General features: G+C 72.1%; 20 protein-coding genes, 1 tRNA gene and 3 pseudogenes. 7 read left to right on the top strand and 17 right to left on the bottom strand.

The window, feature by feature from the left end; translation table 11 throughout:
* Positions 1–77: 77 nt before the first annotated feature.
* The 5 genes from ACIRB7_RS15385 to ACIRB7_RS15365 form a co-directional block, all read right to left on the bottom strand.
* Positions 78–968: a GNAT family N-acetyltransferase gene (locus ACIRB7_RS15385; protein ID WP_403597856.1), complete on the bottom strand. Its 891-nt coding sequence runs from the start codon at positions 966–968 to the stop codon at positions 78–80.
* 264 nt (positions 969–1,232) lie between these two features.
* A complete protein-coding gene (locus ACIRB7_RS15380) occupies positions 1,233–2,132 on the bottom strand; it encodes a hypothetical protein (protein WP_403597854.1) in 900 nt (299 codons plus the stop codon).
* Positions 2,129–3,136, bottom strand: coding sequence for an SPFH domain-containing protein (locus tag ACIRB7_RS15375; protein WP_403597852.1), 1,008 nt, complete (start codon positions 3,134–3,136; stop codon positions 2,129–2,131). The genes ACIRB7_RS15380 and ACIRB7_RS15375 overlap by 4 nt, the downstream gene beginning before the upstream one ends.
* A 111-nt stretch (positions 3,137–3,247) precedes the next feature.
* A complete protein-coding gene (locus ACIRB7_RS15370; RefSeq protein WP_403597849.1) occupies positions 3,248–4,534 on the bottom strand; it encodes a DMT family transporter in 1,287 nt (428 codons plus the stop codon).
* Positions 4,531–5,445, bottom strand: a complete 915-nt coding sequence (locus tag ACIRB7_RS15365; protein ID WP_403597846.1) for a phosphatase PAP2 family protein — start codon at positions 5,443–5,445, stop codon at positions 4,531–4,533. Before ACIRB7_RS15365 ends, ACIRB7_RS15370 begins: the two co-directional genes overlap by 4 nt.
* Before the next feature lie 170 nt (positions 5,446–5,615).
* On the opposite strand from ACIRB7_RS15365, the gene ACIRB7_RS15360 reads away from it, so the two are divergent.
* Both ACIRB7_RS15360 and ACIRB7_RS15355 read left to right on the top strand, forming a co-directional pair.
* Positions 5,616–6,218: a TetR/AcrR family transcriptional regulator gene (locus tag ACIRB7_RS15360; RefSeq protein WP_403597843.1), complete on the top strand. Its 603-nt coding sequence runs from the start codon at positions 5,616–5,618 to the stop codon at positions 6,216–6,218.
* Between the two features lie 258 nt (positions 6,219–6,476).
* On the top strand, positions 6,477–6,851 hold the full coding sequence (locus tag ACIRB7_RS15355; RefSeq protein ID WP_403597840.1) for a DUF488 domain-containing protein: 375 nt from the start codon (positions 6,477–6,479) through the stop codon (positions 6,849–6,851).
* 384 nt (positions 6,852–7,235) lie between these two features.
* Here the strand turns inward: ACIRB7_RS15355 and ACIRB7_RS15350 are convergent.
* Positions 7,236–7,628: pseudogene (locus tag ACIRB7_RS15350) on the bottom strand (DUF309 domain-containing protein); the annotation flags it as partial.
* A 233-nt stretch (positions 7,629–7,861) separates the two neighbouring features.
* On the opposite strand from ACIRB7_RS15350, the gene ACIRB7_RS15345 reads away from it, so the two are divergent.
* Both ACIRB7_RS15345 and ACIRB7_RS15340 read left to right on the top strand, forming a co-directional pair.
* On the top strand, positions 7,862–10,540 hold the full coding sequence (locus tag ACIRB7_RS15345) for an ATP-binding protein (protein ID WP_403598807.1): 2,679 nt from the start codon (positions 7,862–7,864) through the stop codon (positions 10,538–10,540).
* Positions 10,541–10,593: 53 nt separating this feature from the next.
* Positions 10,594–10,667: transfer RNA gene (locus ACIRB7_RS15340), tRNA-Pro, on the top strand.
* A gap of 99 nt (positions 10,668–10,766) precedes the next feature.
* Here the strand turns inward: ACIRB7_RS15340 and ACIRB7_RS15335 are convergent.
* Positions 10,767–10,958, bottom strand: a pseudogene (locus ACIRB7_RS15335) (site-specific integrase); the annotation flags it as partial.
* Here ACIRB7_RS15335 and ACIRB7_RS15330 point away from each other — a divergent pair.
* Positions 10,905–11,171 (top strand): hypothetical protein, encoded by a 267-nt coding sequence (locus ACIRB7_RS15330; RefSeq protein WP_403597838.1) that lies wholly within the window; start codon positions 10,905–10,907, stop codon positions 11,169–11,171. The pseudogene ACIRB7_RS15335 and the gene ACIRB7_RS15330 overlap by 54 nt on opposite strands.
* A 984-nt stretch (positions 11,172–12,155) precedes the next feature.
* Here ACIRB7_RS15330 and ACIRB7_RS15325 read toward each other — a convergent pair.
* The gene (locus tag ACIRB7_RS15325) at positions 12,156–12,575 is read right to left on the bottom strand and encodes a TIGR03618 family F420-dependent PPOX class oxidoreductase (protein ID WP_403597835.1); all 420 of its coding nucleotides are present in this window, start codon (positions 12,573–12,575) and stop codon (positions 12,156–12,158) included.
* Positions 12,576–12,798: 223 nt separating this feature from the next.
* Positions 12,799–13,014, bottom strand: a pseudogene (locus ACIRB7_RS15320) (DUF6087 family protein); the annotation flags it as partial.
* 386 nt (positions 13,015–13,400) lie between these two features.
* Here ACIRB7_RS15320 and ACIRB7_RS15315 point away from each other — a divergent pair.
* Together ACIRB7_RS15315 and ACIRB7_RS15310 are read left to right on the top strand one after the other, a co-directional pair.
* Positions 13,401–13,853, top strand: coding sequence for a DUF6325 family protein (locus tag ACIRB7_RS15315; RefSeq protein ID WP_403597832.1), 453 nt, complete (start codon positions 13,401–13,403; stop codon positions 13,851–13,853).
* Positions 13,854–13,888: 35 nt separating this feature from the next.
* The gene (locus ACIRB7_RS15310) at positions 13,889–14,182 is read left to right on the top strand and encodes an SHOCT domain-containing protein (RefSeq protein ID WP_403597829.1); all 294 of its coding nucleotides are present in this window, start codon (positions 13,889–13,891) and stop codon (positions 14,180–14,182) included.
* A gap of 12 nt (positions 14,183–14,194) precedes the next feature.
* Here the strand turns inward: ACIRB7_RS15310 and ACIRB7_RS15305 are convergent, their stop codons facing one another.
* The 8 genes from ACIRB7_RS15305 to ACIRB7_RS15270 form a co-directional block, all read right to left on the bottom strand.
* Positions 14,195–15,571 (bottom strand): chloride channel protein, encoded by a 1,377-nt coding sequence (locus ACIRB7_RS15305; RefSeq protein WP_403597826.1) that lies wholly within the window; start codon positions 15,569–15,571, stop codon positions 14,195–14,197.
* A gap of 34 nt (positions 15,572–15,605) precedes the next feature.
* Positions 15,606–16,178, bottom strand: coding sequence for a potassium channel family protein (locus ACIRB7_RS15300; RefSeq protein WP_403597823.1), 573 nt, complete (start codon positions 16,176–16,178; stop codon positions 15,606–15,608).
* Positions 16,175–17,374 (bottom strand): hypothetical protein, encoded by a 1,200-nt coding sequence (locus ACIRB7_RS15295; RefSeq protein ID WP_403597820.1) that lies wholly within the window; start codon positions 17,372–17,374, stop codon positions 16,175–16,177. The genes ACIRB7_RS15300 and ACIRB7_RS15295 overlap by 4 nt, the downstream gene beginning before the upstream one ends.
* 362 nt (positions 17,375–17,736) lie before the next feature.
* Complete coding sequence (locus ACIRB7_RS15290) at positions 17,737–19,350, bottom strand: long-chain fatty acid--CoA ligase (RefSeq protein ID WP_403597818.1); 1,614 nt, start codon at positions 19,348–19,350, stop codon at positions 17,737–17,739.
* A gap of 46 nt (positions 19,351–19,396) precedes the next feature.
* On the bottom strand, positions 19,397–21,103 hold the full coding sequence (locus tag ACIRB7_RS15285) for an aldehyde dehydrogenase family protein (RefSeq protein ID WP_403597816.1): 1,707 nt from the start codon (positions 21,101–21,103) through the stop codon (positions 19,397–19,399).
* An 82-nt stretch (positions 21,104–21,185) separates the two neighbouring features.
* The gene (locus ACIRB7_RS15280) at positions 21,186–22,418 is read right to left on the bottom strand and encodes an MFS transporter (RefSeq protein WP_403597814.1); all 1,233 of its coding nucleotides are present in this window, start codon (positions 22,416–22,418) and stop codon (positions 21,186–21,188) included.
* Between the two features lie 156 nt (positions 22,419–22,574).
* Positions 22,575–23,492 (bottom strand): TauD/TfdA dioxygenase family protein, encoded by a 918-nt coding sequence (locus ACIRB7_RS15275; protein WP_403597811.1) that lies wholly within the window; start codon positions 23,490–23,492, stop codon positions 22,575–22,577.
* Between the two features lie 119 nt (positions 23,493–23,611).
* Positions 23,612–24,214 carry a TetR/AcrR family transcriptional regulator gene (locus ACIRB7_RS15270; protein ID WP_403597808.1) on the bottom strand — a complete coding sequence of 201 codons (603 nt, stop codon included), beginning with the start codon at positions 24,212–24,214 and terminating at the stop codon, positions 23,612–23,614.
* Positions 24,215–24,222: the final 8 nt, after the last annotated feature.

The raw sequence follows: 24,222 nt of genomic DNA, 5'->3' as shown, positions 1-24,222 counted from the left end.
CTCGGCCGGGTCCGAGCGGTCGTGACCCTCCTGGGTCCGAGCGTCGTGACCCTCAGCCGGGTTCGAGCGTCGTGTGCTCAGCCGAGTTCGAGCGTCGTGACACCGTAGACGCGCTCGCGCGCCACCGGTCGCACCGGGCCCGTGTACATCCTGGCCGTCTCGAACGTCGGCTCGAGACCCCGCTCCTCGGCGAGCCGCGCCGCCGCCGGGTTCGACTCCGGCATGTCGACCGCGATCCGGGCCGACCCGAAGCCCCGCGCCTCGGCGGCCAGCCCGTCGAGCAGAGCGGCCGCGTCGGCCGGGCTGTCCGCGAACAGCGGCCCCACCCGCGCCTCGTCCCGCGCGGGGCGGACCACTCCGTACCCGGTCACACGACCGTCGACGACCCGGACCAGCGCGTGATGGCCGGGCGTGGTCAGCCAGGCCGCGAGGAACCGTGGCCGGTCGGCGTGGTGGCAGGCGCTGTCGTACGCGGCGAGGGCGCCCGGATCGACCCGCCGGGCGGCCACCACACCGGGCACCGGGCCGTCGGGGGCCGGGACCTCGCCCACGTAGCGCGCCGTGCGGTACGCCGTGGAGAAGCCGGAGCGCCGGTAGTTGTCCTGCTGCGCCGGCACCCCGTCCAGCCCGACGGACCGGTCGCCCGCGTGGGCCAGCGCGGCCTGCCAGGTGGCCAGACCGTGACCGAGGCCGCGGAGCTCGGGACGTACGAGGTAGAAGCCGAGGAACGCGTAGGCGTCGTCGTAGGTGACGACGGAAATGGCGGATACCGGCTCCCCGTCGATCCGCCCGAGGAAGAAGCCCCGGGGGTCCTGCGCGAAGAACGCCCGGGCGTCGGCGAGACCGGGGTTCCACCCCTCCTCGGCGGCCCAGGAACGCACGAGCTCCCAGTCCTGGGCAGAGGCGGGGGAGACGGACAGCGAGCCGGAGGAGCCGGAGCCGGAAAAGCCGGAGGAGACGGAGACCATGGGGAGTCCTTCGACGGCCGGGAGCGGGCGGGTGGCTGTCCGGTCGCACGGGCCGCACGGCCGCACGGACCCCGCGGGCCGAACGGACCCCACGGGTCGTACGACTGACGTGGACTGCGCGGATCGCACAGACCGCTTGGGAAAGCGGACAAAGCGCGCCGAGCATAGCGCCGTCACGGCGCCGCGCGGGACCGGGCCGGCTGACGGCCGATCGATTCCGGCCGCGGCCCGCGGGCTGCCCGGAAGGGGCATTCCCGGCATTCCTCAGTGGACGAGACGCAGGCGCGGACCGGCCACCGACAGACGGACGGTCTGACCCCACGTCAGTTCCAGGGCGTCCGATTCGACGCCGTCGCCGAACGCGACGAGACGATCCGACTCGACGGTGAGGCGCAGGCCCTGCCCCGGATCGAGGAGCCCCTCCACCCGGCTCGTGCCGGTCGTCGGCGACGGCCAGGCCTCGCGTACGAACCAGGCGAGCCGGGCGTCCGCCGGCGAGGGCAGCGGGAGCGCGCTGGAGCGCTGCTCCCACAGGGACCGCAGCCACCCGGTGGCCCCCGTGCCGGTGCCGACCAGCACACCCGAGGAGGCCTGGGGCTCGGGCGGAACAGCCCTCGGGTCCAGGTCCAGCGTGTAGCGCGCCGTCTGGTGGCCGCGGGGGCCGACGTAGATCTCGTTCAGGGCGAGGAGTCGCTGAGCGTCGTCCGTGACGGCCTCGACCATCGTCAGCTCGTCGACCATGGCCGCGTCCCCCGCGGCGTACGGCAGCAGCCGTCGTGCCCGGTCCGCGCGGTGGCGGACCAGGACGCCCGGATTGCGCCCGGGGTCGGCGTCGATCCCGACGACCGGCTGGCCGCTCAGGTACTTCGCGGCGTTGGCGACCAGACCGTCCTGTCCGACCACGACGACCACGTCCTCCGGACCGAACAGGAAGCGGTCCAGGTCGGCCCGTTCCACCCGGGTCTGCCGCCACGTCAGCGGCACCGCGCCCGCCACCTCGGCCAGCGCCCGGAGGGCGCGCTCGTGCCGCTCGCGCACGGCGTCGACCGAACGGCCGCGCGCGGAGAGGAAGAACGCGGCCTGGCCGTGCGTACCGTGCCGGGCGAGCAGCTCCTCGTACTCCGTGGTCCGGTGCACGAGCACCGCGCGCGGCGCGAGGCTCACGGCCGGGCCCCGCCCTCGCCCAGCTTGGCGAGCAGCCCCGTCACGACGTCCGGCGAGAGCGTCAGGTGCTCGATCCGGGGCAGGTTCTCGGCGGCCGTGGTCACGGCGAGGGCGTGCAGGGTGGCGGGGTCCACCTCCGTGTGCGCTCGCAGCCACGCGGACTGCGCGCCGGCGCGCGCCGTGCCGACCTCGCGCGCCGCCTCGGCCTCGGCCCGCGCGAGGCGGACCTTCCGTACGGCCTCGGCCTCGGCCCGTACGGCGTCGGCGGCGGCGTTCTCCTCGGCCTCGCGGCGCGCGTTGGTGCCGCGCTGCTCGACGAGCCGTTCCTCCTGCCGGGCCAGCTCGATCTTGCTGGCGAGCTCGTTCTCCGCGATGGCGCGCTCGCGTTCGACGGCAACCGCGCGGCGCTCGTACGTGGCCCGGTCGGCCTCCTGCTGGATCTGTTCCCGGGCGGGGGTGCGCAGGGCGCGCTCGACCTCGGGTTCGGGGCGGATCGCCACCACCCGGACGGCGACGACCTCGATGCCGGTGGCGGGCAGGCGGGGCTCGGCCGCGAGCCCGGCCGTGACGCGGTCCCGTACCGCCGCCACGCCGTCGACGAGCGCCTCGGCGAGCGCGGTACGGGCGAGGACGTCGAGGGCGTGCTGCTGGGCGGTCTCGGTGAGGAGGGTGGCGATCTGCTCCAGCGGGGCGCCGCGCCAGGCCCCGGTGTCGGGGTCGATGGAGAAGTCGAGCCGGGTGGCCGCGGCCGCCGGGTCGCCGATCCGGTACGTGACGGTGGACTGGACGCTGACGTCCTGGAAGTCGGCGGTACGGGCGTGGAACGCCATCGCGAGCTCACGGTCGTTCACCGGGACCTCGGAGAGGGCGGCGGTGAGCGGCCGGAACCAGAAGCTCAGCCCTTCGCCGTCGTGCACGAGCCGGCCGCGGCGCTGGTGACGGATGTGCGCGGTGGGCGCGGAGCGCAGGTGGCGCCAGCCGGCGCGGCGGGTGATGTCTGCCATGAGAGAAGCCCCCTTGTCGTCAGGTTGACGATAGGGGGTTCCGTCGCTTGTCGTCAAGATGACGAATGCAAGATCGGGGCGGGATGAGGTGGGGAGTGAGGGGGGCCGCTCTCAGCCCGCGACGGGCGCGGGCAGCGGCTGGGCTTCGGGCGCGGGCAACGGCTCGGCTTCGGGCGCGGCGAGGCCGCGGACCGGTTCGGGTTCGGCCGGGCCGCGGTCCGGTTCGACCAGGGCGCGGATCGGTTCGGTGAGGCCGCGGTTCGGTTCGGCGCGGGGCGAATCGGTGGCCGCCGTGCCGGTGACGGCGAACTCCGCCAGGGGCGCGATCGCGTCGACGGCGACGAGCTCCGTGCGTGCCCCGGCCGCCGTCGCGGCGGCGCCCTCCCCGCCGGCCGTCCCGGTCACGCGCGGCGACGGTATCGTCCGGGTCTCCCAGCCTTCACGCGCACGCGTGAAGGCTGGTTCGGGGGTGGGGCCGTCCTCGGCTTCACGCGCGCGCGTGGCGTCGGGTTCGGGGGTGGTGGCGCCGTCCTTCGTCAGGAGGACCACGCCCCGGGCCGCGACCAGGGAGGCGGCGGCCGCGACGAGCCAGCCCCACGCGCCCGCGCGGAACGTCTCGCCGAGCAGGGCCACCCCGATCACCGCGGCGGCCGCCGGGTTGGAGAGGTTGACCACGGCGAGCGGCGCGGCGAGGCCACCTCGGTAGGCGGCCTGCGAGAGCAGCAGTCCGCCCGTCGCGAAGCCCGAGACGAGGAGCGCGAGCAGCGTGGTCTGCCACCAGGCCGCCGCGCCGCCCGGCAGTTCCCGCGCGAGCGCGGCCGTCAGCGTCTGGGTGAGCGCCGAGGCGACCCCGGAGGCGATGCCGGAGGCCGTGGCGTGACCGAGTCCGCGCCGGCCCCGGGCGCCCGCCCCACCCTGGCGCCCGTGCCCCCGGCCGGAGGCGAGCGCGGCGATCAGGAGCGCCGTCGCCGCGGCGACGACCAGGGCCTCGCTCAGGCTGAGCGCTTCGCCGGGCGCCGCGGGCCCGGTCACGGCGACCAGGCCGAGCAGGCCGCCCAAGGTCCAGAGCGCCCCGCGCCACTCGGTACGGGTCACCCGGCGCCGTGCGTGGTACGCGCCCAGCGGCAGCGCCGCCACGAGCGTCAGCGCGCCGAGCGGCTGGACCAAGGTCAACGGCCCGTAGTGCAGGGCGGCCACGTGGGCGAGGGCTCCGGCGGCGTTGAGGCCGACCGCCGACCACCACTGCCCGTGGGCGAGCAGCGCCCGCAGCGCCCCTCGCCCGTCCTGGACGGGCGAGGCGGCGGCGAGCCGGGACTGGGCGACGGCGGCGAGCGCGTATCCGGCGGCGGAGACGAGGGAGAGGAGCACCGCGACGACGGTGCCGGCGGCGGCGTTCATCGGAGGGCTCCGGCCGGGAGAGGGGTCGTCCCGAGCGCGCGGGGCGCGGGTGGGGGCGCCGTCCGGTGCCCGGGGGCGCGGACTGCGAGCAGCGCGAGGCCGAGGAGCGCGGCGGCGGCGAGCGCGTCGAACCAGTAGTGGTTGGCGGTGCCGACGATGACGAGCAGGGTGAGCAGCGGATGGAGCAGCCACAGGACCCGCCAGCGGGACCGGGTGGCGGCGATGAGGCCGATCGCGACCATGAGCGCCCAGCCGAAGTGCAGCGACGGCATGGCCGCGAACTGGTTCGCCATCGAGTCCGTCTCCGGCGTCGCGCCGTACACCGAGGGCCCGTAGACCCGGGCGGTGTCGACGAGTCCGCTGGCCGCGAGCATCCGGGGCGGGGCGAGCGGCATCAGCAGGTGCAGGGCGAGCGCGGCGGCGGTGAGGAGCGCGAGCACGCGGCGCGACCACACGTAGTGGTCGGGGCGGCGCACGTAGAGCCAGACGAGGAAGGCGAGGGTGGCCGGGAAGTGCACGGCCGCGTAGTACGTGTTCGCCGCCCGGACCAGGGGTTCGCCGTGCAGGAGCAGTTGCTGGACCGTTCCCTCGCCCGGCAGGTGGACCGCGCGCTCGGCGTCCCAGACGCGGTCGGCGTTCCGGAAGGCGCGGGTCTCGTGGCCGTTGGCGAAGAGCCGGCCGAACTTGTAGACGAGGAAGAGCGCGGTCACGAGGGCGAGCTCGCGCAGGAGGGGCGGTCTGGCGGACTCGCCTGAGCGCTCGCCGCCCGCGCTCTCCTCCGGAGTGTCCCCGCCCGCGCTCTGCCCCGGCGTGTCCCCGCCGTGCCCGTGGTGCCCGGCGGCGCCGGGGGTAGGCGTCAGCCCCGGTCTCGCAGGACGTGGTCCTGGTATCCCGCCTGTCCCGGCAGCCATCGCGCGGCCCTCTAATCCGTCCAATCGGCAACAAACGGAGTGAGCCTAGATCCGATTTCATCGAGACGCAAACGTCTCGATACGTTTGCGTCTCGATTGTGCACCCCCTACTCTCGTATGTGCAGAACCAGGTGTTCAGGTGTCCGGTGTCAGGTGTCCGGGAGAGATCGATGTCCACAGAGGCCGCGACCGCCGCAGCCCGTCGCAGCAAGATCACGCCGGAGCGCGAGACGGAGCTGTACGACGCCGTGCTCCGCCTCCTCCGGGAGGGCGGCTACGACTCGGTGACCATGGAGGGCGTCGCGGCCCGCACCAAGTGCGGCAAGGCCACGCTCTACCGCCAGTGGGGCACCAAACCGCAGCTCGTCACGGCCGCGCTCGCCCGGCGGCGCTGCGTCGTCTTCGCCGGCATCGACACCGGCTCCCTCGCGGGGGACCTGCGGGAGGCGGCCCGTATCGCCGCGTCCCACCGTGAACGCGACGCCGAACTCATGGAGGCCGTCGCCCAGGCCTTCATCCAGCACCCCGACCTGCGGGCCGCGCTCCGCGAGACGGTCATCGCCCCCGAGGTCGCGGCGATCGACGCGGTGGTGGCGCGCGCGGTGGAGCGGGGCGAGGTGGACGCCGACAACCCGGCGATCGGCTTCGTCGCGCCCTGCTTCCTGGGCATGCTCCGCATCGAGCGCCTCTTCGAGGAACGCTTCACGGACGCGACGCCCCTGCGCGGCTTCGTGGACGCGGTCCTCCTCCCGGCCCTGCGGGTCGAGGGCTGAAGCCCTGGGCTCCGGCGTGGCACGCGGGTGTCCCCGGGCTCCGGCGTGGAGGCGGGCGTCCTCGGGCTCCGGCGTGGAGGCGGGCGTCCTCGGGCTCCGGCGTGGAGGCGGGGCGTCCCCGGGCTCTCGGGTGGAGACGGGCGTCCCCGGGCTCCGGCGTGGAGACGGGTGTCCCCGGATTCCCGCGCCGAGGCGTGAGCTGACCCCGGTCGGCCCCATCGCCAGGACACCCCCCACCGCGTCCGGCACGCTGGAAGCATGCCCGCACGCAGCCATGACGTTCGCGTCCGGCGGATCTACGAGCCGCCCTCGCCCGACGACGGCGTCCGGGTGCTCGTCGACCGGCTCTGGCCGCGCGGCCTCGCCAAGACCGACGCCCGTATCGACGAGTGGCCCAAGGCCCTCACCCCGTCGACCGAACTCCGCCGCTGGTACCACGGACCGGACGGCGAGTACGAGGAGTTCTGCCGCCGGTACGAGGCCGAACTCGCCGCCCCCGAGGCCGCCGCGGCCCTCGACCGGCTGCGGGAGCTCGCGGCCGGGCAGACCGTCACCCTTCTCACGGCGGCCAAGGACCCGGCCGTCAGCCACACCTCGGTGCTGCGACGCGAGCTCGACCCGTCCGGGAGGTAACCGCCCTCAGGGCGTGCCCCGGCACAACCGGGGCGCCTCGCCTGCGGCGTCGACCACCGCGCCGACCACCGCGCCGACCACCGCGACGCCCTCCGTACGGTCGGCCAACCCCCGCGCCCACGACACGAGCCCGCCGACATCGATGCCGTACGCGCCGACGGGCGCGTCACTGGCGGGCGCCTCACGGGCAGCCGCCTGGCTGGCGGGCACTTCACCGGCGGGCACCTCACTGCCGGGCGTAGCACCGGCGGCCGTCCCGCCGCCGGTCGTCACGCCGCTGGGCCTCCCCCCGCCGGCTGCCTCACCGCCAGCCGTCCCCCCGCCGGCCGTCCCCCCGCCGGGCGTCTCACCGACGGCCGTCACACCGCCGGGCACCTCACCACCGGCCGTCTCACCCCCCGCCCCCGGCCCGCCCCCCGCCTCCCACCCCGCCAGCCGGTCCGCGCCGCGGCGCAGCAGCCGTGCCCCGCCCGCCGAGTTGCCGCGGGCCGCGTGTGTCAGGCCCACCGCGAGTTGCGCGAGGCCCTGCCACAGTTCCCGCTCCGACTCCGGGCCGGACTTCCAGGCGTCCTCGAAGACCTCGTGCGCGTGGAAGGGCATTCCGGCGTCGAGCAGCCGCTGCGCCTCCCGCAGGGTCTCGGCGGGGCCACGCACGACGCCCTCCGGCTGCCGGGGCACGCCCTCCGTGCCGTACGGCAGCGGCCGGCCGAGGCCGTCCCTGGGACGCGCGCTGCGGGCCCGCCCCTCGTCGTCACGGTCTCTCCCACGGTCACTCACTGTCCGCTTCACCCGTCCATTGTCGCCCTTTGGACGATCAGGACCGCTAGGCTCATCGATCCAGTGGGTCACTGGTCCGCGTGGGTCGCGCGGGTCACGTCAAGGCAGTTGTACGTGTGGGGAGTGAGTCACCGGTGCCGTCGGAATCCGAACAGTCGCCGCCCGTCAGGCCCTTCGAGACCCCCGCAGGTCCCGGTCGTGCGGCGGCCTCCGCACCCTCACCGCAGGACGGGCTGCTCGAACGCGGTCCTGAACTCGCCGCAGCCGTCCACGCCGTCGACGAGCTGGTCGCCGCGGCCATGGCGGGCGGCCCCGTGCACGGCGGCATCCTCGTCTACAAAGGCGAACCGGGAATCGGCAAGACCGCGCTGCTCGCCGAGATACGCCGTACCGCCCAGGACCGGTGCACCGTCCTGACCGCCCGGGGCGGCGAGACCCTCACCTCGGTCCCCTTCCACCTCGCCCGTCAGCTCCTCCAGCCCGCCCTGGACGGCTTCGACGCCGAGGACGTCCGCCTCCTCTTCGGCGGCCACTTCGACCTCCTCGCCCCCGCGCTGGGCCTCGCACCGCCGCCCCCGCCCTCGGCGGCGCCCGCCGACCCCCAGGGCGTACGGGACGGACTCGCCAAGCTCCTGGACAACCTCGCGGACCGGCTGCGGGACCGGCCCCTGGTCCTGCTCGTGGACGACGCGCAATGGGCCGACGCCGAATCGCTGGCCTGGCTCGACACGTTCACCCGGATCCGGCGGGACGGCCGGCTGCCCGCCCTCGTCGTCCTCGCCCACCGCCCCCTGCCGACGGAACCGAGCGGCCCGGGCGTGCCCGCCACCCTCGCCGCGATCGGTGACCGCGCCGTCCTGACCCTGGGCCTGCACGCCCTCACGCCCACCGCCACCGCCGCACTGGCCCGCGACGTGCTCGGCGGACACGCGGACGAGGCGTTCTGCCACGAACTGTGGACCGTCACCTCCGGCAACCCGTACGAGACGGTCGAGCTGCTCGCCAAGGTCCGCGACCGGATGCTCGAACCCGTCGCCGGATCGGCCGCACTCCTCCGCGACCTCGGCGCGGCCGCGCGCGGCGGCGGCCTCGTCTCCCGCCTGGAGGCGCTCGGCTCCGGCCCCGCCCGCCTCGCCTGGGCGATCGCCGTCCTCGACTCGGACAGCACACCGAAACTCCTCGCCGAGCTCACGGGCATGCGCCCGGCGGAGGTGGCCGAACACACCGAGCGGCTCCGCCACGCCCGGATCGTGCAGACGCGGACGGCGGTCACGGCCTCCGCCACGGACCGTCTCGAGTTCGTGCACCCGCTCATCGCGACCGCCGTCTACGGATCGGTGCCGCCGGCCGTCCGGACCGCCCTGCACGGGCGCGCCGCCTGGGCGCTCACCGCGGCGGGCCTCGGCCCCGCCGCCGTCTCGCGGCACCTCCTCGAAGTGCACCCGGACGACGACGAGGACGTCGTCAGCCAGCTCAGGGCCGCCGCCGTCGAGCACCTCGCCGTCGGAGCCCCCGAGGCGGCCCGCCGCTGCCTGGGGCGCGCCCTCGCGGAACCGCCCCGCCCGGAGACGTACGCCAGGGTCCTCTACGAACTCGGCTGCGCCTCCCTGCTCACCGCGCCCGGCGCCACCGTCCGCCACCTGCGCTCCGCGCTCGAACTGCCCGGCCTCGACGACACCCTGCGCATCGACGCGACCCACCGGCTCGCGCAGGCCCTCGCCCACGACAACCAGCTCCAGGAGGCCGCGAGGACCGCCGGAGCCGCGGCCACCCGGACCCCGCCCGGCACCGGCCGCCGACGCCTCCAGGCCGCGCACTTCATGTTCGAGGGCTTCCAGGCCGCCGAGGAGGACGGCATCGGCCGCTCCCGCCGCCTCGCCGACCTCACCGCGCACTTCACCTGCGCCGACAACTCCGAGCGTGCCCTCGTCGCCGTACGGGCCTTCGACGGGATGATGCGGGGCGAACCCGCCGACGAGATCGTGCGGCTCTGCGACCGCACCCTCGTCGACGGCGTACCCGCCCGTGGGCTCGGCTGGACCGACACCACCTGGGGCTTCGAGATCCCGGCGCTCACGGGCATCGCGTACGCCTTCTCCGACCGTCCCGACCGGGCCGAGGCGCTGTTCGGCGAGGCGGTCCGGGCCTTCGAGATCTCCGGCTGGAGCGGCGCGCACCTCGCCTTCGCCCACACCCTGCTCGGACTGGTCCACCGGCGGCGCGGCAGCCTGCCCCGGGCGCAGCACCACCTGGAGGAAGGGCTCCGGCTCGCGGACCGCGTCGGCACCGGCCTCCCCGTGCACTGGGACACGGCCTGCCTGCTCATCGACACGCTGGTCGCCCGGGGCCGTACCGCCGAGGCGCGGACCGTCGCCGACCGCTACGCCTTCGGCCCGCCCTGGCCGGGCGCGATCGTCCTGCCCGACGGCCCCAGCGTCCTCGGCAGGCTGCTGCTCGCCGAGGGCCGGCGCGAGGAGGCGGTGGCGACCCTCGAAGCGGCGGCCGAGTCCCTGGCCGGCCGCGGCAGGCACCACGGCGTCTGGGCGCCCTGGCCGTTCGACCTGGCCCGCGCCCTCGCCGCCACGGACCCGGACCGCGCCGCCCGCATCGCCACCGAGGCCCACGCCCACGCCGAACGCCTCGGCACCCCCACCGTCCTGGGCGAGGCCCTCCGCTGCCTGGCCCTCTTCGCCGACCCGGAGAAGTCCCGCCACCTCCTCACCCAGGCCGTCGAACACCTGGCCGCGTCCCCCTCGCGCTACGAGGAGGCCCGCGCCCGCCTGGACCTCGCCCACGCCACGGGCTCCGCCACCACCCTCGCCGAAGCGAAGGCCCTGGCCACCACCTGCGGCGCGGACCCCACCACCGCGGACCCGGTGACAGCCCGTGCGTCATCCCACCCGCCGGAGTGAGGTAATGTCTTCCCTGCACGCCGACGCGGGGGAAACCCGGCGAAGACGCGCATCGGGACGTGGCGCAGCTTGGTAGCGCACTTGACTGGGGGTCAAGGGGTCGCAGGTTCAAATCCTGTCGTCCCGACTCGAAAGAGTCGCAGGTCAAGGGGCCGGTTCAGAGGGATCTGAACCGGCCCCTTGACCGTTTTTGGGGACCAGCTGGGGACCAGGGGAGGCGCGCCGGTCAGACGGCTGCAACTGCCGTGACAGGCAGCGAACGAGGTGCACGGAGCACGATGAGGTGCGCGGAGAAGGCTGCACCGGCTGCGACGATCTGGCCGGCGTCGGGGTGCAGGTGGCGCTGGGTGGTGGTCAGTGAGCCGTGTCCGGCGATCTTGCGCAGGACGTGCAGGGGGACTCCGGCGTCTGCGAACCACGTGAGCCCGGTGTGGCGAAGGTCGTGTCGTCGAAGGTGTTCGAAGCCGAGCTCGGTGACGACGTCGTCTCAGTGGGTCGCGTCGCGCAGGACGGCTGTGGAGATGCGTCCGCCGCGAGGGCCGAAGAAGAGCCGGGCGTCGGGGCTGTCTCCGGCCGCGAGCAGGCGCTGGGCGACCATCGGTCGCGCTTCTTCATGTTCGCGTTGCTGTAATCGGCCAGAGGCATGGTGGCGAGCGAGGGGTTGACACCGGCTTCCGCAGCCTCGACGAGCGCCGTGATCCACGCCTGGGCTTCATCTTCCGTGTCCCTGGCCTCGGAGAGGAACTTGCGGGACTTCGTCTCGGGATCCCACCAACGCACGCGAGCGCGGTAGGGCGAGGGGCGGTTGGGCCGGTACTCGACGTCGGCGGTGAGGCGGACGCCGATCGGAACGCTCTCGGCGGCAGCGGGCGGTGTTGCTATCGCCACGTCAGGCTGCCTGCCCCGGGACGACACGGCGAGTGTGCAACCAATGCTCGACGTCATAGGCGCTGTAGATGGTGACGCGATCAGACACGGGCACGAAGGGCGGCCCCTGCAGAGGGCGGGCCGAGCGCCAACGACGGAGGGTGGAGGGATCGATGTTCAGTGTGCCCACGAGCTCGTCGGTCGTGAGCCACTTACCGGTGACCAGGTCGGGGAGAGCGCCTCGTCCGGTCTGAATGGATTCCTGGGGAGACATGAGTTCCTTGTGGCGTGGCGCGCCGACGGGGTGAGGTGAGGTCATGAGCAGGATCAACAGCTCCCTTGGTCAAGTGAATGCCGGGGTGACGACCATAAGAGCAACGGTGGAGAAGTCCAGCGGAAAAACTATGGATTCGCGCACGGAGAACAATCTGTTCTGGTCTGGGGCGCTGATTCTTCGTGGGCCCTGAGATGCCCCGCGCATGGATGAAATCGGGCGACACACCTCTGGGTGAGGCGCGAAGCGCCTAGTACGGAAGGGACGTTCAGGGTTTCGGCATGGCAAGTGCGCGGTCGCTTCGCGGCTGGGAGCGAGGAGTCAGCCTGGACGTGATGAAGACGTATGAGGGGGCTATGGCTTTCGAAGCGTGGCGGACAGGAATGTGCTGGGAGAGCTGATTTTCCGAACGATCCCCGGTTTCGGAAACCGGGGATCCTCGCCTATATTCCGCCTGTCCCGACGCCGGGCGGGTCACCAGCCTGAGGGCTTGGTGGGGCCCAAGACGCGGGTGACGGTGATCTCGATAACGACCCGGTTGGGGTTGACCCGCGGGGTCTTGTACCGCTCGGTGTACCGGCGCTCGGCGTCGGCGACGGACGCGGCGTCGTCCTTGATGATGGCGGTGCCTTCGAGTGTGGACCAGCGCCGGCCTTCGGCCTGGCTCACGGCGACGCGGGCTTCGGTGTCGGCGGCCAGGGCAGCGCGGATGTTGCGGACCTTCTTGTTGCCGCCGTCGGTGATGACGCGGGCGATCCGCGTCTCGGGGTCGTACGTCACGCCGACAGGAGTGGTATGCGGGGTGCCGTCGGGCCGGAGTGTGGTCAGGAAGCAGGTCATGCGTTCCTGCCAGAACGTGTCGTCCCCGGCGGTGTGTGGTGAGTCGGCGTCCAATGGTCGGTCTCCTCCTCGGTACGAACGGCTTCGGCGCGATGGCTCCGGGCGCCGGAACGGCGGCGGGCAGGCCGCTTCGACCGTAATGCGGAGCGGCCCGGCCGCAGGCGCCGGGTTCCGCCTTGCCGGGGACGGGAGAGGTCAGGCGCCGACGTGACCGGGCTTCGAGGATGTGCGTCGGTGCCGGCCAGGTCCCCTGCGGGGGACCCGCTAGTTCCGCTTCGGCCTGGCGAGCAGGCTCTGGCAGAGGTGGATAGAGCAGCGCCTGTGCTTCGGCCAGGTTCGCCACGATTGTGACCGGTGGCCAGTCCAGGCCGTCGTACTCCAGGATCGCGCGGGGTGCCCATGGAGCGACATGACCACCCCGAACCGAGCCGTCCGCCAGGGGAACGGTGCGTAGGCGTCCGCTCCGCTCCGCGAGACGCTCCTCGCGGAGCCAGTCCCAGTCGGCAGCGGCTCCTTGGGGTCACGCATGGGCGGCATCCTTGCCGGACGTACCTGGTCACGCGCGACCTTCGTGCCCCGCTTCACCCACTGGGGTGAAGCGCGGCCCGCTGGTACGCGGGCCGGGGGCCGCACACCTGGGGAACCCAACCTCCGAAAATGCGGGAGGCTGGCCCCGGCGCGTCTCGTGCTGTCGCTGTGGCTGACCTTCTGGCTGACGGCAAAAGATCGACGAACTCATCTGACAGCCGTGGCCAACAGTCGCCGCGAAGGTGCGTGCGAGGTCCTGCGATGTTGGAATTGAAGGCGGTAACGAGCGCGGTGGGCCGGGACGCGCCTGTCGCTCCATCCGAGGTGAGGGCCACCAGGCGAGGAGTCGGTATGAGCGTCGATGAATTCTCTGAGATGGGACCTGTCGATTACCTGATCCTGGAGTTCCCTGGTAATCGCATGACCGGCGAAGGCCTGCCTCTACTTCTCGACCTCGTCGACCGGCACATCATCCGTGTCCTCGACCTCTCCTTCGTCCGCAAAGACGAAGACGGATCGGTCCGAGCGCTCAAACTCGCCGACATGGACGGCGACGGGGAACTCGACTTGGCCGTTTTCGAGGGGGCCTCCTCCGGCTTGCTTGGCGAGGACGACCTCCAAGAGGCCGCCGCCGTCCTCGAACCGGGCAACTCCGCAGGCGTCATCGTGTACGAGAACGTGTGGGCCGCACCGCTGGCGGCGGCCCTGCGTCGCAGCGGAGCCCGGATGGTGGCCAACGGAAGGATCCCTGCCGAGGAACTCCTGGCGACTCTGGAAGCCGCCGAGGCCCAGTCCGCCTCCTAGCGGCCGACGCCCGCCCGACGACAAGGACACCTGCCATGCCTGGTCTACTCCGCGGGGTCGCCCGCACCGCGGTCATCTCCGGTACCGCCACCGCCGTCTCCAACCGGGTGTCGCGCCGTCAGGCCGGCCGATGGGCGCAACAGGATTACGGGCAGACCGCTGCGGCGCCAGCACCACAGGCCCACAGCGCTCCGGAACCCGCGCCCGCAGCCGCACCGTCGATGGAAACGAAGATCGCTCAGTTGAAGGAGCTCGGTCAGCTCAAGGAGCAAGGGGTACTCACCGAAGCCGAGTTCGAGGCCCAGAAGCGCCGCATCCTCGAATCCTGAACATCCGGGGGATCAGGCCCTCACGCCGCCGCCCGCACTCTTCTCGCGCGGGCGGCGCGTCGCGGCCGACGGGCCCGGCGGAAGCAGTTCGGCGGTGACGAAAGCCGTCACGGCCGCCAGGATCACGACGGGGATCGTCTCGGTGTTCCCGAGTACCAAGACCACCAGGGCCACGCTGCTGACCGGAAGCCGCAGGGCGGCTGCGGCTGCCGCGGCCATGCCCGCGGCAGCGCCGGGGATCACCCCGAGGCCAGGCAGCGGTGCGAGCAGCACACCTGCCGCCGCGCCCAGGAAGAGAACGGGGAACACCAGCCCGCCGCGGAGGCTGCCCAGGCACAGTGCGTACGCGGCGGCTTTGAACAGGAGGACGGCCAGTAGGGCGCCCACGCCCCAGGCATGTGGATCCGAAGCGAGTCCGGCCAGCGTGGCCTGGCCGGACGAGGCGACCTCAGCCGGGGAACGGCCCGTGACGAGCGCGTAAAGGGCCGCGCAACCCCCGGCGGCGACCGCGGCGATCATGGTCCTCACGAGGGGAGAAGCCGACACGAAAGCGGCGGTCAGTCGGCCGCCGATGATCATCAGGTGCACCAGCGCGCCCACGCCTGCCGCCAGCACGATCGACCACACCACGTCGCCGGTGTCCAGGCGTGGGGGAGCGGTGGGGAAGTGGACGGTGAGACTGCCCGTCTCGAGGCCGGTCCAGCGTCCGAAGCCCGTGAACACCACCGCTCCCACACCACTGGACAGCAGCGCGGGAAGCATGACGACGAACAACTGTGGACCGCCCACGCCCGCCACTTCGATCAGAAGCACCGCGGCGATGAGCGGATTGCCGAAGATGGCGGCGATGGCCGCGGCCGCGCCGGCCGCACCCAGCAGTGCGGTGCTCTGTGGGGTGGCCGGGGCGCGGACGAGATGCCGGAAGAGCAGGGCCAGACCACCGCCGAGTGCGATCAGGGGCGCCTCCGGGCCGAGGGCGGCACCGAGCGGCAGGCTCGCGGCCGCGGCGATGACTACCCCTGGCAGGGCAGCCGCCGAGGGACCTCCTGCGTGCAGGCCGTACGCCGGAACGTGACCACCCGCGCCGGGCAGATGGGTCACCACCAGCCCCACGACGACGCCCGCGACGGCGAGCAGCGGGAGCGGCCACCAGGACGGTGGGGTGTCCCAGCCGAGTGCCTTCGGCACGTCCGCCCACATCACGTGCTCCAGCTCGTGCAGGCCGACGAGGAACCAGAAGGCCGCCAGGGAGATCGGGACGCCGATCAGAGCGCTGAAGAACAAGAGCTTGCTGTATGCGGGCGTACGCAGGAGATCCCGCAAACGGTCGGCCTCTGTGGCCCCCTCGGGCTCTTCGGAGGGGGAGGGGCGGGCGTTCGGCGCCGTCATGGATTCCGTCCTTCCGGACCGGGGGACGTGGACGTCATGGCTCGGGCTGCTCGGGTGCCGTGGAGGACTGACGTCGCTCCAGCCCGATCCGTACCGCTCCGACCATCACCTTCGCGATCAGGCCTACGAGAACGAGGTCGGCCACCATCTGGAGCGTGGTCAGCATTCGAGCCGTCTGCGAGACAGGCACGATGTCACCGAAGCCGACGGTGGCGAAGACGGTCACCGTGAAGTACAGGGCGTCGTTCCTGCTGAGCGATTCGGAAAAGGAGGGCACTGCTTGCTTTTGCGCGTACAGGAAGTACGTGGCTGAGAACAGCAGCAGAAAGAGGGGGACCGCTGTGGTCAGAGCCTCGATGGCACGCAACCGGGGGTGTGATGAACCGATGATGCTGACCGCTTGCAGCGCCAGCAGTGTGCCGATTCCCAACAGCCCTAGGGCGAGCGCCGCGGCCGTGTGCTGGTCGAGATCACGGTCGAGGGGGAGCAGGTAGTACGCCGTGGTGGCCGCTGCCACCACGGCCGTGGAGCGCAGGAGTGTCAGGAGCAGGCGCACGTGGTGCGGGCGATACGGCCGGCCCCGGTCACTCTTCGGCGGTGTACTCATGAGGGTCGCGGTTCCTTCTCGCCGTTCTGCCGGCCGGTCGCGCCCGCATCGTCGAGGAATTCGCGCACGGCGAAGGCGGCCAGGACCGCGGCAACGATCCACAGGACGACCGCTGTGCTCGGATACGACCAGGTGACGAGGACGATCAGGGCGGTGAGCAGGATGAGGCCGCCGATCCAGCGCTTGTGGCGGTGTACGAAGCGACCCACCGCGCCGAGCCGCAGGCCGGCCGAGCCGGCGACGTCACGCATGGACGCGATGCCACTGGCGCATGCCCGCCGCATCGTGACCGCCGCGCGAGAAGGGCCGGTCAGGAAGGCGCCGCAGGCCGCGATCAGGGCGACGGCGGCGACGGCACGGATGGTGGCCCGCACGAACTTGATGAGTGCGTCGAACACGGCAGCCGCCGCGTCCTGCGAAACCTCGGTCGGCAGACGGTCGAGGTAGATACCGCGGAAGACGGTCAGGCTCACACCGAGAAGTAGCATCCCGAAGGTCACGGCAAGCGCCGTTGTCACCAGGACGCGCCGACGGTGGGCCGCCAGGAGAACTGCTGCTGCGGCGATCAGCACGGTGACCACCGGAAGCCATGAGCCGACGATCTGCAGGACCCGGGTGTACGTCTTGACCTTGGCGAGCTCGTCCGAGGAGAACACCACGAAGTCGCTGTGCACCTCAGGGATGCGCGCGGCGCGGGAGAAGCCGGATTTCACCAGCTCGTCCTTGGCCCGATCCACGATGGGGCCGACATCGATGGCTACCTGATCGCCCTTCAGCGTCACGGCGCCGCCGCCCTTGCCCGTCAGCGCCTTGTCCAGGGCTCGGTGCGCGACGCGGTTGGCGTCCGTCCACAGCGTTTCGAACGCGGTGCTCGACACGATCCGGTGGACCGTGCTGCTCACGAGCTCCTCGAGACCCTTCTCGATGGGGCCGCTCAGCTCTCCGACCAGCTTGGCGACAGCAGGAGGTGCCCCTTCTTGATTTGCCGCCGTGGAGAGCTCTCCCACCAGGGCCTTGACGTCGATCTGCTCAAGGATCACTGTTGTGGCCCGGTTGGTCACCGCCGTCTGCACCGCAGGGTTCCGGGCCAGCGGCGCGACAGTGTCGACATATCGGTCAGTGTCCGCCACCATGCTGTCGGCCCAAACCGCGACGACCGACAGAACGGACAGCAACGCGGCCAGGATCACCAGCACAGCGGACAGTACCGACCGCCCCCGATGCCGACGCGGTCTCCCGCCGCCCTCCAGCTCCGCGATCCGGCGCTGCAGATCCGCCAACTCGCTTGGTTGCCCTTCCGGAGAGGGCGTGCCGTGTGAAGGATCCGGCCGGATGGGCTGAGGTTCCATACGGATCTCCTGCAAGAGCACTCCGCGGGTGGCCGCGAGCGACGGAGCACCCGCCGCCAGTCCAGCAAAGGCGCTCCTTCCAGCTCCCGCGACCGGAGCCACGCCGTGCGCCGTCCTCCGGTGGCGACACCGTCATGGCGCCACCGGATGACACGAGCCGGGAGCCGCGCGGCCGGATACGGCCGGTCGGATGAACGAGACCCGCTGGCTCAGTTCGCCTTCAGCAGTTCCGCGGCGCGCTCCCCGGTGACGACGGCGCCGGCCTCCGCCGTACCCGCCTCCCGAAGCTCGCGCTTGAGGATCTTGCCCGTGGCGTTGGTGGGCAGGACATCGAAGAACTCCACCAGACGGGGGTACTTGTAACCCGCCATCTCCTCCCTGCACCAGGCGATCAACTCCACCTCGGAGAGCGCCGCTCCCGGGGTGAGTACCACGCAGGCCTTGATCTCCTCACCATGGCGCGCGTCCGGCAGGCCGATCACGGCCGCCATGCTCACGGCGGGGTGCGTGAGCAGTACCTCCTCGACTTCGCGCGGGTACACGTTGAAGCCACCACGGATGATCATGTCCTTGGCGCGGTCGACGATGTAGAACCATCCGTCGGCGTCGCGGCGGGCCAGGTCACCGGTGCGGAACCAGCCGTCGCGCATCACCTCGGCGGTCGCGTCGGGCCGGTTGAAGTAGCCCTTCATCACGTTGTGCCCACGGACGACTATCTCCCCGATCGCGTCGGCGCCCTGGACCGGGGTCCAGTCCTTGCCGACGAGGTCCACCTCCACGCCCCAGACGGGGCGTCCGATGGAGCCGGGGCGCACCGGCTCCCCTCGTGGCGAGAAGGTGGCGGCGGGGCTGGTCTCCGAGAGGCCGTACCCCTCCAGGATCGTGACGCCGAACCGCTCGGCGAAGCGGCGGTGGATCTCCACCGGGAGCGCAGAGCCCCCCGAGCCCGCCATGCGCAGGTTCTTGGCGATCTGCGGCAGGTCCACGTCGGAGGCGTCCGATTCGAGCAAAGCCCAGAACATGGTGGGGACGCCCGCGAAGAAGGTGACGGCGTGGCGCTGCATGAGGGCGAGGGCAGCCCGGGCATCGAAGCGCGGCAGCAGCACCAGCGTGGAGCCTGACGCGAGGCCGGCGTTCATCTGCACGACCTGGCCGAAGGAGTGGAACAGAGGCAGCGCGATCAGGTGCACGTCGTGCTCCACCTCGCCGAACAGCTTGTGGCAGGTCAGCACATTGAGCATCACGTTGGAGTGGCTGAGCTCGGCGCCCTTGGGCCGCCCGGTGGTGCCGGACGTGTACAGGATGACCGCGGTGTCACCGGGCTCCGTGGTCGCCGTCTCGAAGTCCCCGCTCTGTCCGGCCAGCGCCGCCGTGAGGCTCTCGGCGCCCTCGATCGGGGAGTCGCCGGAGAATGCGGCCGTCATGACGAAGAAGTGCTCGCAGTCCGGCGCCTCGCCGAAGCCTGACCAGCCCTCCTGTCCGAGCGGGAGTTCGGCGCTTCCCTCGAAGCAGAAGTAGGCCTTGGCCTGGGAGTCGGCCAGGTGGTAGGCGATCTCTCGGCCCTTGAGCAGCACGTTGAGCGGTACCACCACCGCGCCGGCCTTGAGGATGCCGTAGTAGACGATCGGGAACCACGGCAGGTTCGGGCAGGACAGGGCGACCTTGTCGCCCGGCTCGATACCGCGCGAGCGGAGGAGGTTCGCCACGCGGTTGGCGGCCGCGTCCAGCTCCGCGTAGGTGAGCCGCTGGTCGCCCAGGACGATGGCGGTGCGGTCGGGTACGGCGCGGGCGCTGTTCTCCAGCACGACGGCGAGGTTGAGCATGGGGTCTCCGTAGGGTGTGTCGGTGCGAGCGGCAGGCGAGCGGGTGTCAGCCCCGCAACGCGGACGCGAGGAGAGCGGGCAGCTTGGTGAGGCTCGGCGCGGCGGTGAAGCGGGTGAGGCGCTGCACCGTGGTCAACGCGGTGCGGTGGGTGACGAAGTACGGCGGACGCGGTGACAGGGACACGTCGCCCGTGACCAGGCCGCGCGGAGCCGGTGTGAAGGGCGCGCGCAGCACGGTCTTCTCGACGTCCTCGAGCATGAACGCGTTGTGCACGAAGCCGATGCCGCTGCCGATGTCCTGCCGCGTGTGGCCGGGGAAGGCACCCCAGGGGGTGAAGCCCAGCAGGAAACCGACCCCTGACCAGCAGTTGACGCCCAGCGTGCCGTAGCGCAGCTCGGCGATGGCGGTACGCACCGCCTCCCGATGGGCCTTCTCCGTCCTCGGGTGGACGATCAGGGTGGCACCGAGGGTGCCGGGCAGGGTGTCGTTGGCGAAGTCGACGGCCTGCCGCAGGAATTCGGCCGGGGATGCGCCAGACAGGCGTACGACGCCCAGGGCGCTGCCGAAGACCTCGTCGAGAACGAGGAGGTCGTCGTGGTCCGTGATGTCGGGCACGAGCAGTCGGCAGCCGTCGCCGTGGGCCTCCGCCGTCGGGTGAGCCGCTCGTACGGAGGCGAGACGGTCGGCGGCGCCGGGGTAGTAGTCGGCGCGCGGGGGCAGCCGGCGCAGCACCTTCCGGATCTCGTCGAGCAGCCGCTCGGTACCGTCCCAGTCACGCGGCAGGACCAGGATCTGGCTGGCGATGCAGTTGTGGCCCGAGTTGTTCATCTTGCTGGTGACGATGTGCTCGGCCTGGAAGCGGAGGTCGGCTTCACTCCACGGGCCAGGCGCCACGATGCAGGGGCTGACGCCGCCCAGTTCGCTGCTGAAGGGCTTGGCGATCAGCGGGAGGTCGTCACGGCGGCGTCGCTCGGCGTCCTCGTCGGTGCCCCAGACGATGGCGTCGTGAGTGCGGTCGCTGCCGGTGACATGAATGGCGTCGACGCCTTCGTGGCGGGTGAGGTATCCGCCCTCGGCCGCGCCGCCGTCGACGAAGCGCAGCCAGCCCCGCTCGACGAACTCGGCGAAGACGTGCTCGAAGTGGGGGCGCAGATAGGCGTTGACCGGGTTCATCTTGGCTATGACGACCTGGCCCTCGGCGTAGAGTTTGTGCAGGATGTCCAGCGCGGTGATGGCGGCGACGTTGCCGGCGCCGAGCACCAGGGCGAGGCCAGGGTCTCCCTGCCTGCCCCGGTACTCTCCCGCGGCGCATGCCCGCGCCTGCTCCGCGGTGACGCCGGAGCGCATCCACACCTGGGCCGTGAACCCGTTGAGCAGCAGGGTGTCCCAGCCGGTGGCGGGGAAGACGTCCACGCGGGTGCGGCCGTTCTCCTCGTGAACCGTCCTGCCGTCCAGTGGGTCCCTGCCCGCGGCGATCCGTCGCAGGACGTGGAGGAGCGCGGCGGCGTTCTGGGCCAGGGCCCAGGGCCCGCCGATCCAGTCCTCGGCCGCCCAGGGGGAGCCCGATCCGTACCCCTTCGCCCGGGCGCCCGCACCGGCGATCTCGCCCGCACTCGCGACGACGCGCGGCATCAGCCGCTCCAGGAGGGCGATGCGTTCGGAGAGCGGGGTGGCGGACCAGGACGCGGCATGGGCGCGTACGTCGGCCACGGTGCGGTCGAGCAGGGAGGTGTCGAGGGCGCTGCTGTTCAACGTCGTTCCTTGCGGTGGGTCGGGAGCGGGAAAGGCGGGGCCTGCTCCCGGCGCTGCGCGAGGAGCGGACACACGCGAGTGGTCACGCGGCCAGCAGGCGGGCGTCGCGGTCCGGGTCGATCAACGTGAGGGCGGCGACTCCGCTCAGCAGGAGCACGGCGCCGGTGATCAGGACGGCGTGCTGGTAGCCCGCCACACCGTGGGTGTCCACGAGGTGTCCGATCAACGTCGGGGCGATCAGACCGGCGGTGGTCACCACGGCGTTCATGATGCCGAGGGCGCCGCCGCGACGATCGGCCGGAGCCAGTTCCGTGACGGTGGTGACGGCGACGCTGCTCATCGCTCCGGCGAGCCCGAATCCCGCGATCAGGAGCAGGGCGGTCACGGCACCGGCCGGGGCCAGCGGCAGGGCGAGGCATGCCGCGGCACCGACGAGCAGCAGCACGCCGCCGACCCCGCCGCGGGCCCAACGACTCGCGGTCCCGCGGCGCAGCAGCCATCCGGTCAGACCTGCCTGCCCCAGCACCACGACCCCGCCCAGCCCCCAGACCAGCATCAGCATCCGGGTGGATCCGGCGGAGGTGTAGCCGAGCGCGTCCTGGAGGTAGGAGGGGAGCCAGACGAGGGCGAAGGCGATGACCCAGTACGTGCCGAAGTAGGCGGCCGTCGCACCGATCCAGGTACGGGTCGCGAGGATGCGCCGGTACGGCGTCCTCGGCCGGGCCGCACCCGGCCCCACCGCCCTCTCACCCTTCCCGTCGCCGGAGCCGCCCGGCGCCGTGGTGTCCGAGGCCGCCGCGTAGGGTCCCTCCCCGCCGAGGGGGATCCACAGGAGCGCCCACACGACACCGACCAGCGCCACCGCGGCGACGGCCGAGCGCCAGCCGTGGTGCTGGATCACCCACGTCAGGACGGGAGCGGCGACCAGGACCCCCAGGGTGATGCCGAGGACGATCAACGCCCCGGGCAGGTTGCGGCGGTGGTTGGGGAACCAGGACAGGGTGGCCTGCTGAGCGACGGGGAAGGCGGGTCCCTCGGCAGCACCGAGCAGAACACGTGAGGTGATGAGCACCGCGAGCCCTCCGCCCACCGCCAGCGGCGCCTGGGAGACGGACCAGAGGACGGCCATGGCAAGAATCAGCCACTTGGGCCGGATGCGGTCTGCGAGCAGCCCCACAGCGGCACCGGAGATCGAAAAAAGCAGGAAGAAGGCGCTGCTGGCGAGTCCGAAGGCCGATGCGGACAGGCCGAGGTCCTGACGGATCTCCTCCGCGGCCAGGCCGAGCACGGACTTGTCCGCGAAATTGATCATCATGAAGATGACCAGCAGCGCGGTGACGACCCAAGCGCGGGGTCTCGTTCTGTTCGGCGCCTTCGGGGGGCCGGCCGGCACAGCGGGTGCGACATCGGTGTCGGTCACAAGGGCTCCGCGGAGACTGGATGGGGAGGGGAGGAGGGGCCGGGAGCTGGTTCAGGAGAGCGGGACACCGGTGATGGCGATGCGTTCCATGACACGACGCTGCGGGAAGTAGTCGTTGATCGCGTAGTGCTGGGTGGCGATGTTGTCCCAGACCGCGACCGAGCCGGGCTGCCAGCGGAAGCGAACCTGGTACTCGGGGATTCGGGCCTGGAGGACGAGCTCGTCGAGCAGTTCGCGGCTCTCCTGGTCCGACAGCCCGACGATCCGTGTGGTGAAGGGCTCATTGACGTACAGCAGCTTGCGGCCGGTCCGCGGGTGGCGCACGACCACGGGGTGCTCGACGGCAGGCAAATTCTCCCGGTGCGCCGCGATCTGGCTGTCGGTCATCAGCGCACCCCAGCTCGGCACCCAGTCGTGCACGGCGGTGAGCCCGTCGATGCGGGCCTTCATGGGCTCGGTGAGGTTGTCGTAGGCGGCCGCCATGTCCGCCCACATGGTGTCGCCGCCGGCCGACGGCACCTCGACGGCGCGCAGTACGGAGCCGAGGGCCGGCGCGGCCATGAACGAGTGGTCGCTGTGCCAGATGTTCTCGGTTCCGATGGCCATGGCGTCCTTGGCCAGCCGGGAGACCCCGACGGTGTCGCCCTTGGGGAAGAAGGGGTTGGGTTCCGGCTCGCCCCACAAGCCGGAGAACGCCAGTTGGTTCTGCGGGTCGAAGGCGTGCTGGTCGCGGAAGAAGAGCACCTTCCACTCCAGCAGGGCCTGCCTGATGTCCTCCGCGAGCTCCTCGCCGATCGCGAGCGAGAGGTCGACACCTTCGATCTCGGCGCCGATGTGCGGGGTGAGCGGGCAGACGTCCAGGATCCGGTAGTCGGGCTGGGGCGCGTCCGGGGCGATGCGATCGAGCGCGCGCTTCCCGTAGTGCATCAACGGCTTGTCGAGGGCGGGGGCGGGGGTGCTGCTGTCCATGAGTCCTCCGAGGCGAGGGCAGAAATCGTTACTCGGAGTATCGTTATTACGGCATGGTGAGGCAAGAGGTCTGGCGCACGAAAATGTGGAGCCGGATACAGCCGCCGCTGCGGAGGCCGTCAGCAGACCGGGCCGACGGCCCGGGCCACGAGATCGACCAGGCTGTCCACGAAGCGAGCGTCGGGCATCTCCTGCTCGCCGATCAGCCGGAAGATCAGCGGTGCGGCCACCAACGTGGCGGCGGCCCGGACATCGGTGTCCGGGGCCACGTCGCCGCGGATGATCCCGCGTTCGAGGATGCGCCTCGTCTCACTCGTGATCCGCTCGGTGTACTCCGCGTACTGGCCTCGCACCGCGCCGGTCTCGGCCGCCGCCCCGATGAGGCCCGCGATCAGCCGGTCCGTACCCGGCAGCCGGTAGGCCTCCAGACGAGCGGTGAGCACGAAGCGGAGTTCCGCGCGGAAGTCGTCCAGGTCGGGCACCGACAGAATGCCGATGCGGGTTTCCGCGGCTGCGATGATCAAATCCTGTTTGGTGGGCCACCGCCGGTAGATGGCGGGCTTGCTCACGCCGGCCCGTGCCGCGACGGCGTCCATCGTGACCGCCGCGATCCCCTGCTCGTGGACCATGTCCACGACCGCGTTGAGGACGGCTCCGGTGACCCGTTCCTCTCGCGGTCGACCCGGCCCCCGTGCTGCCCCGTCCGGCTGCATACCCACCATGCCTAGAG

Origin of the sequence: Streptomyces sp. NPDC093795 (assembly GCF_044764665.1) — a bacterium.
Taxonomy (GTDB): Bacteria; Actinomycetota; Actinomycetes; order Streptomycetales; family Streptomycetaceae; genus Streptomyces.
This window is presented reverse-complemented; position numbering and strand designations above follow the sequence as displayed.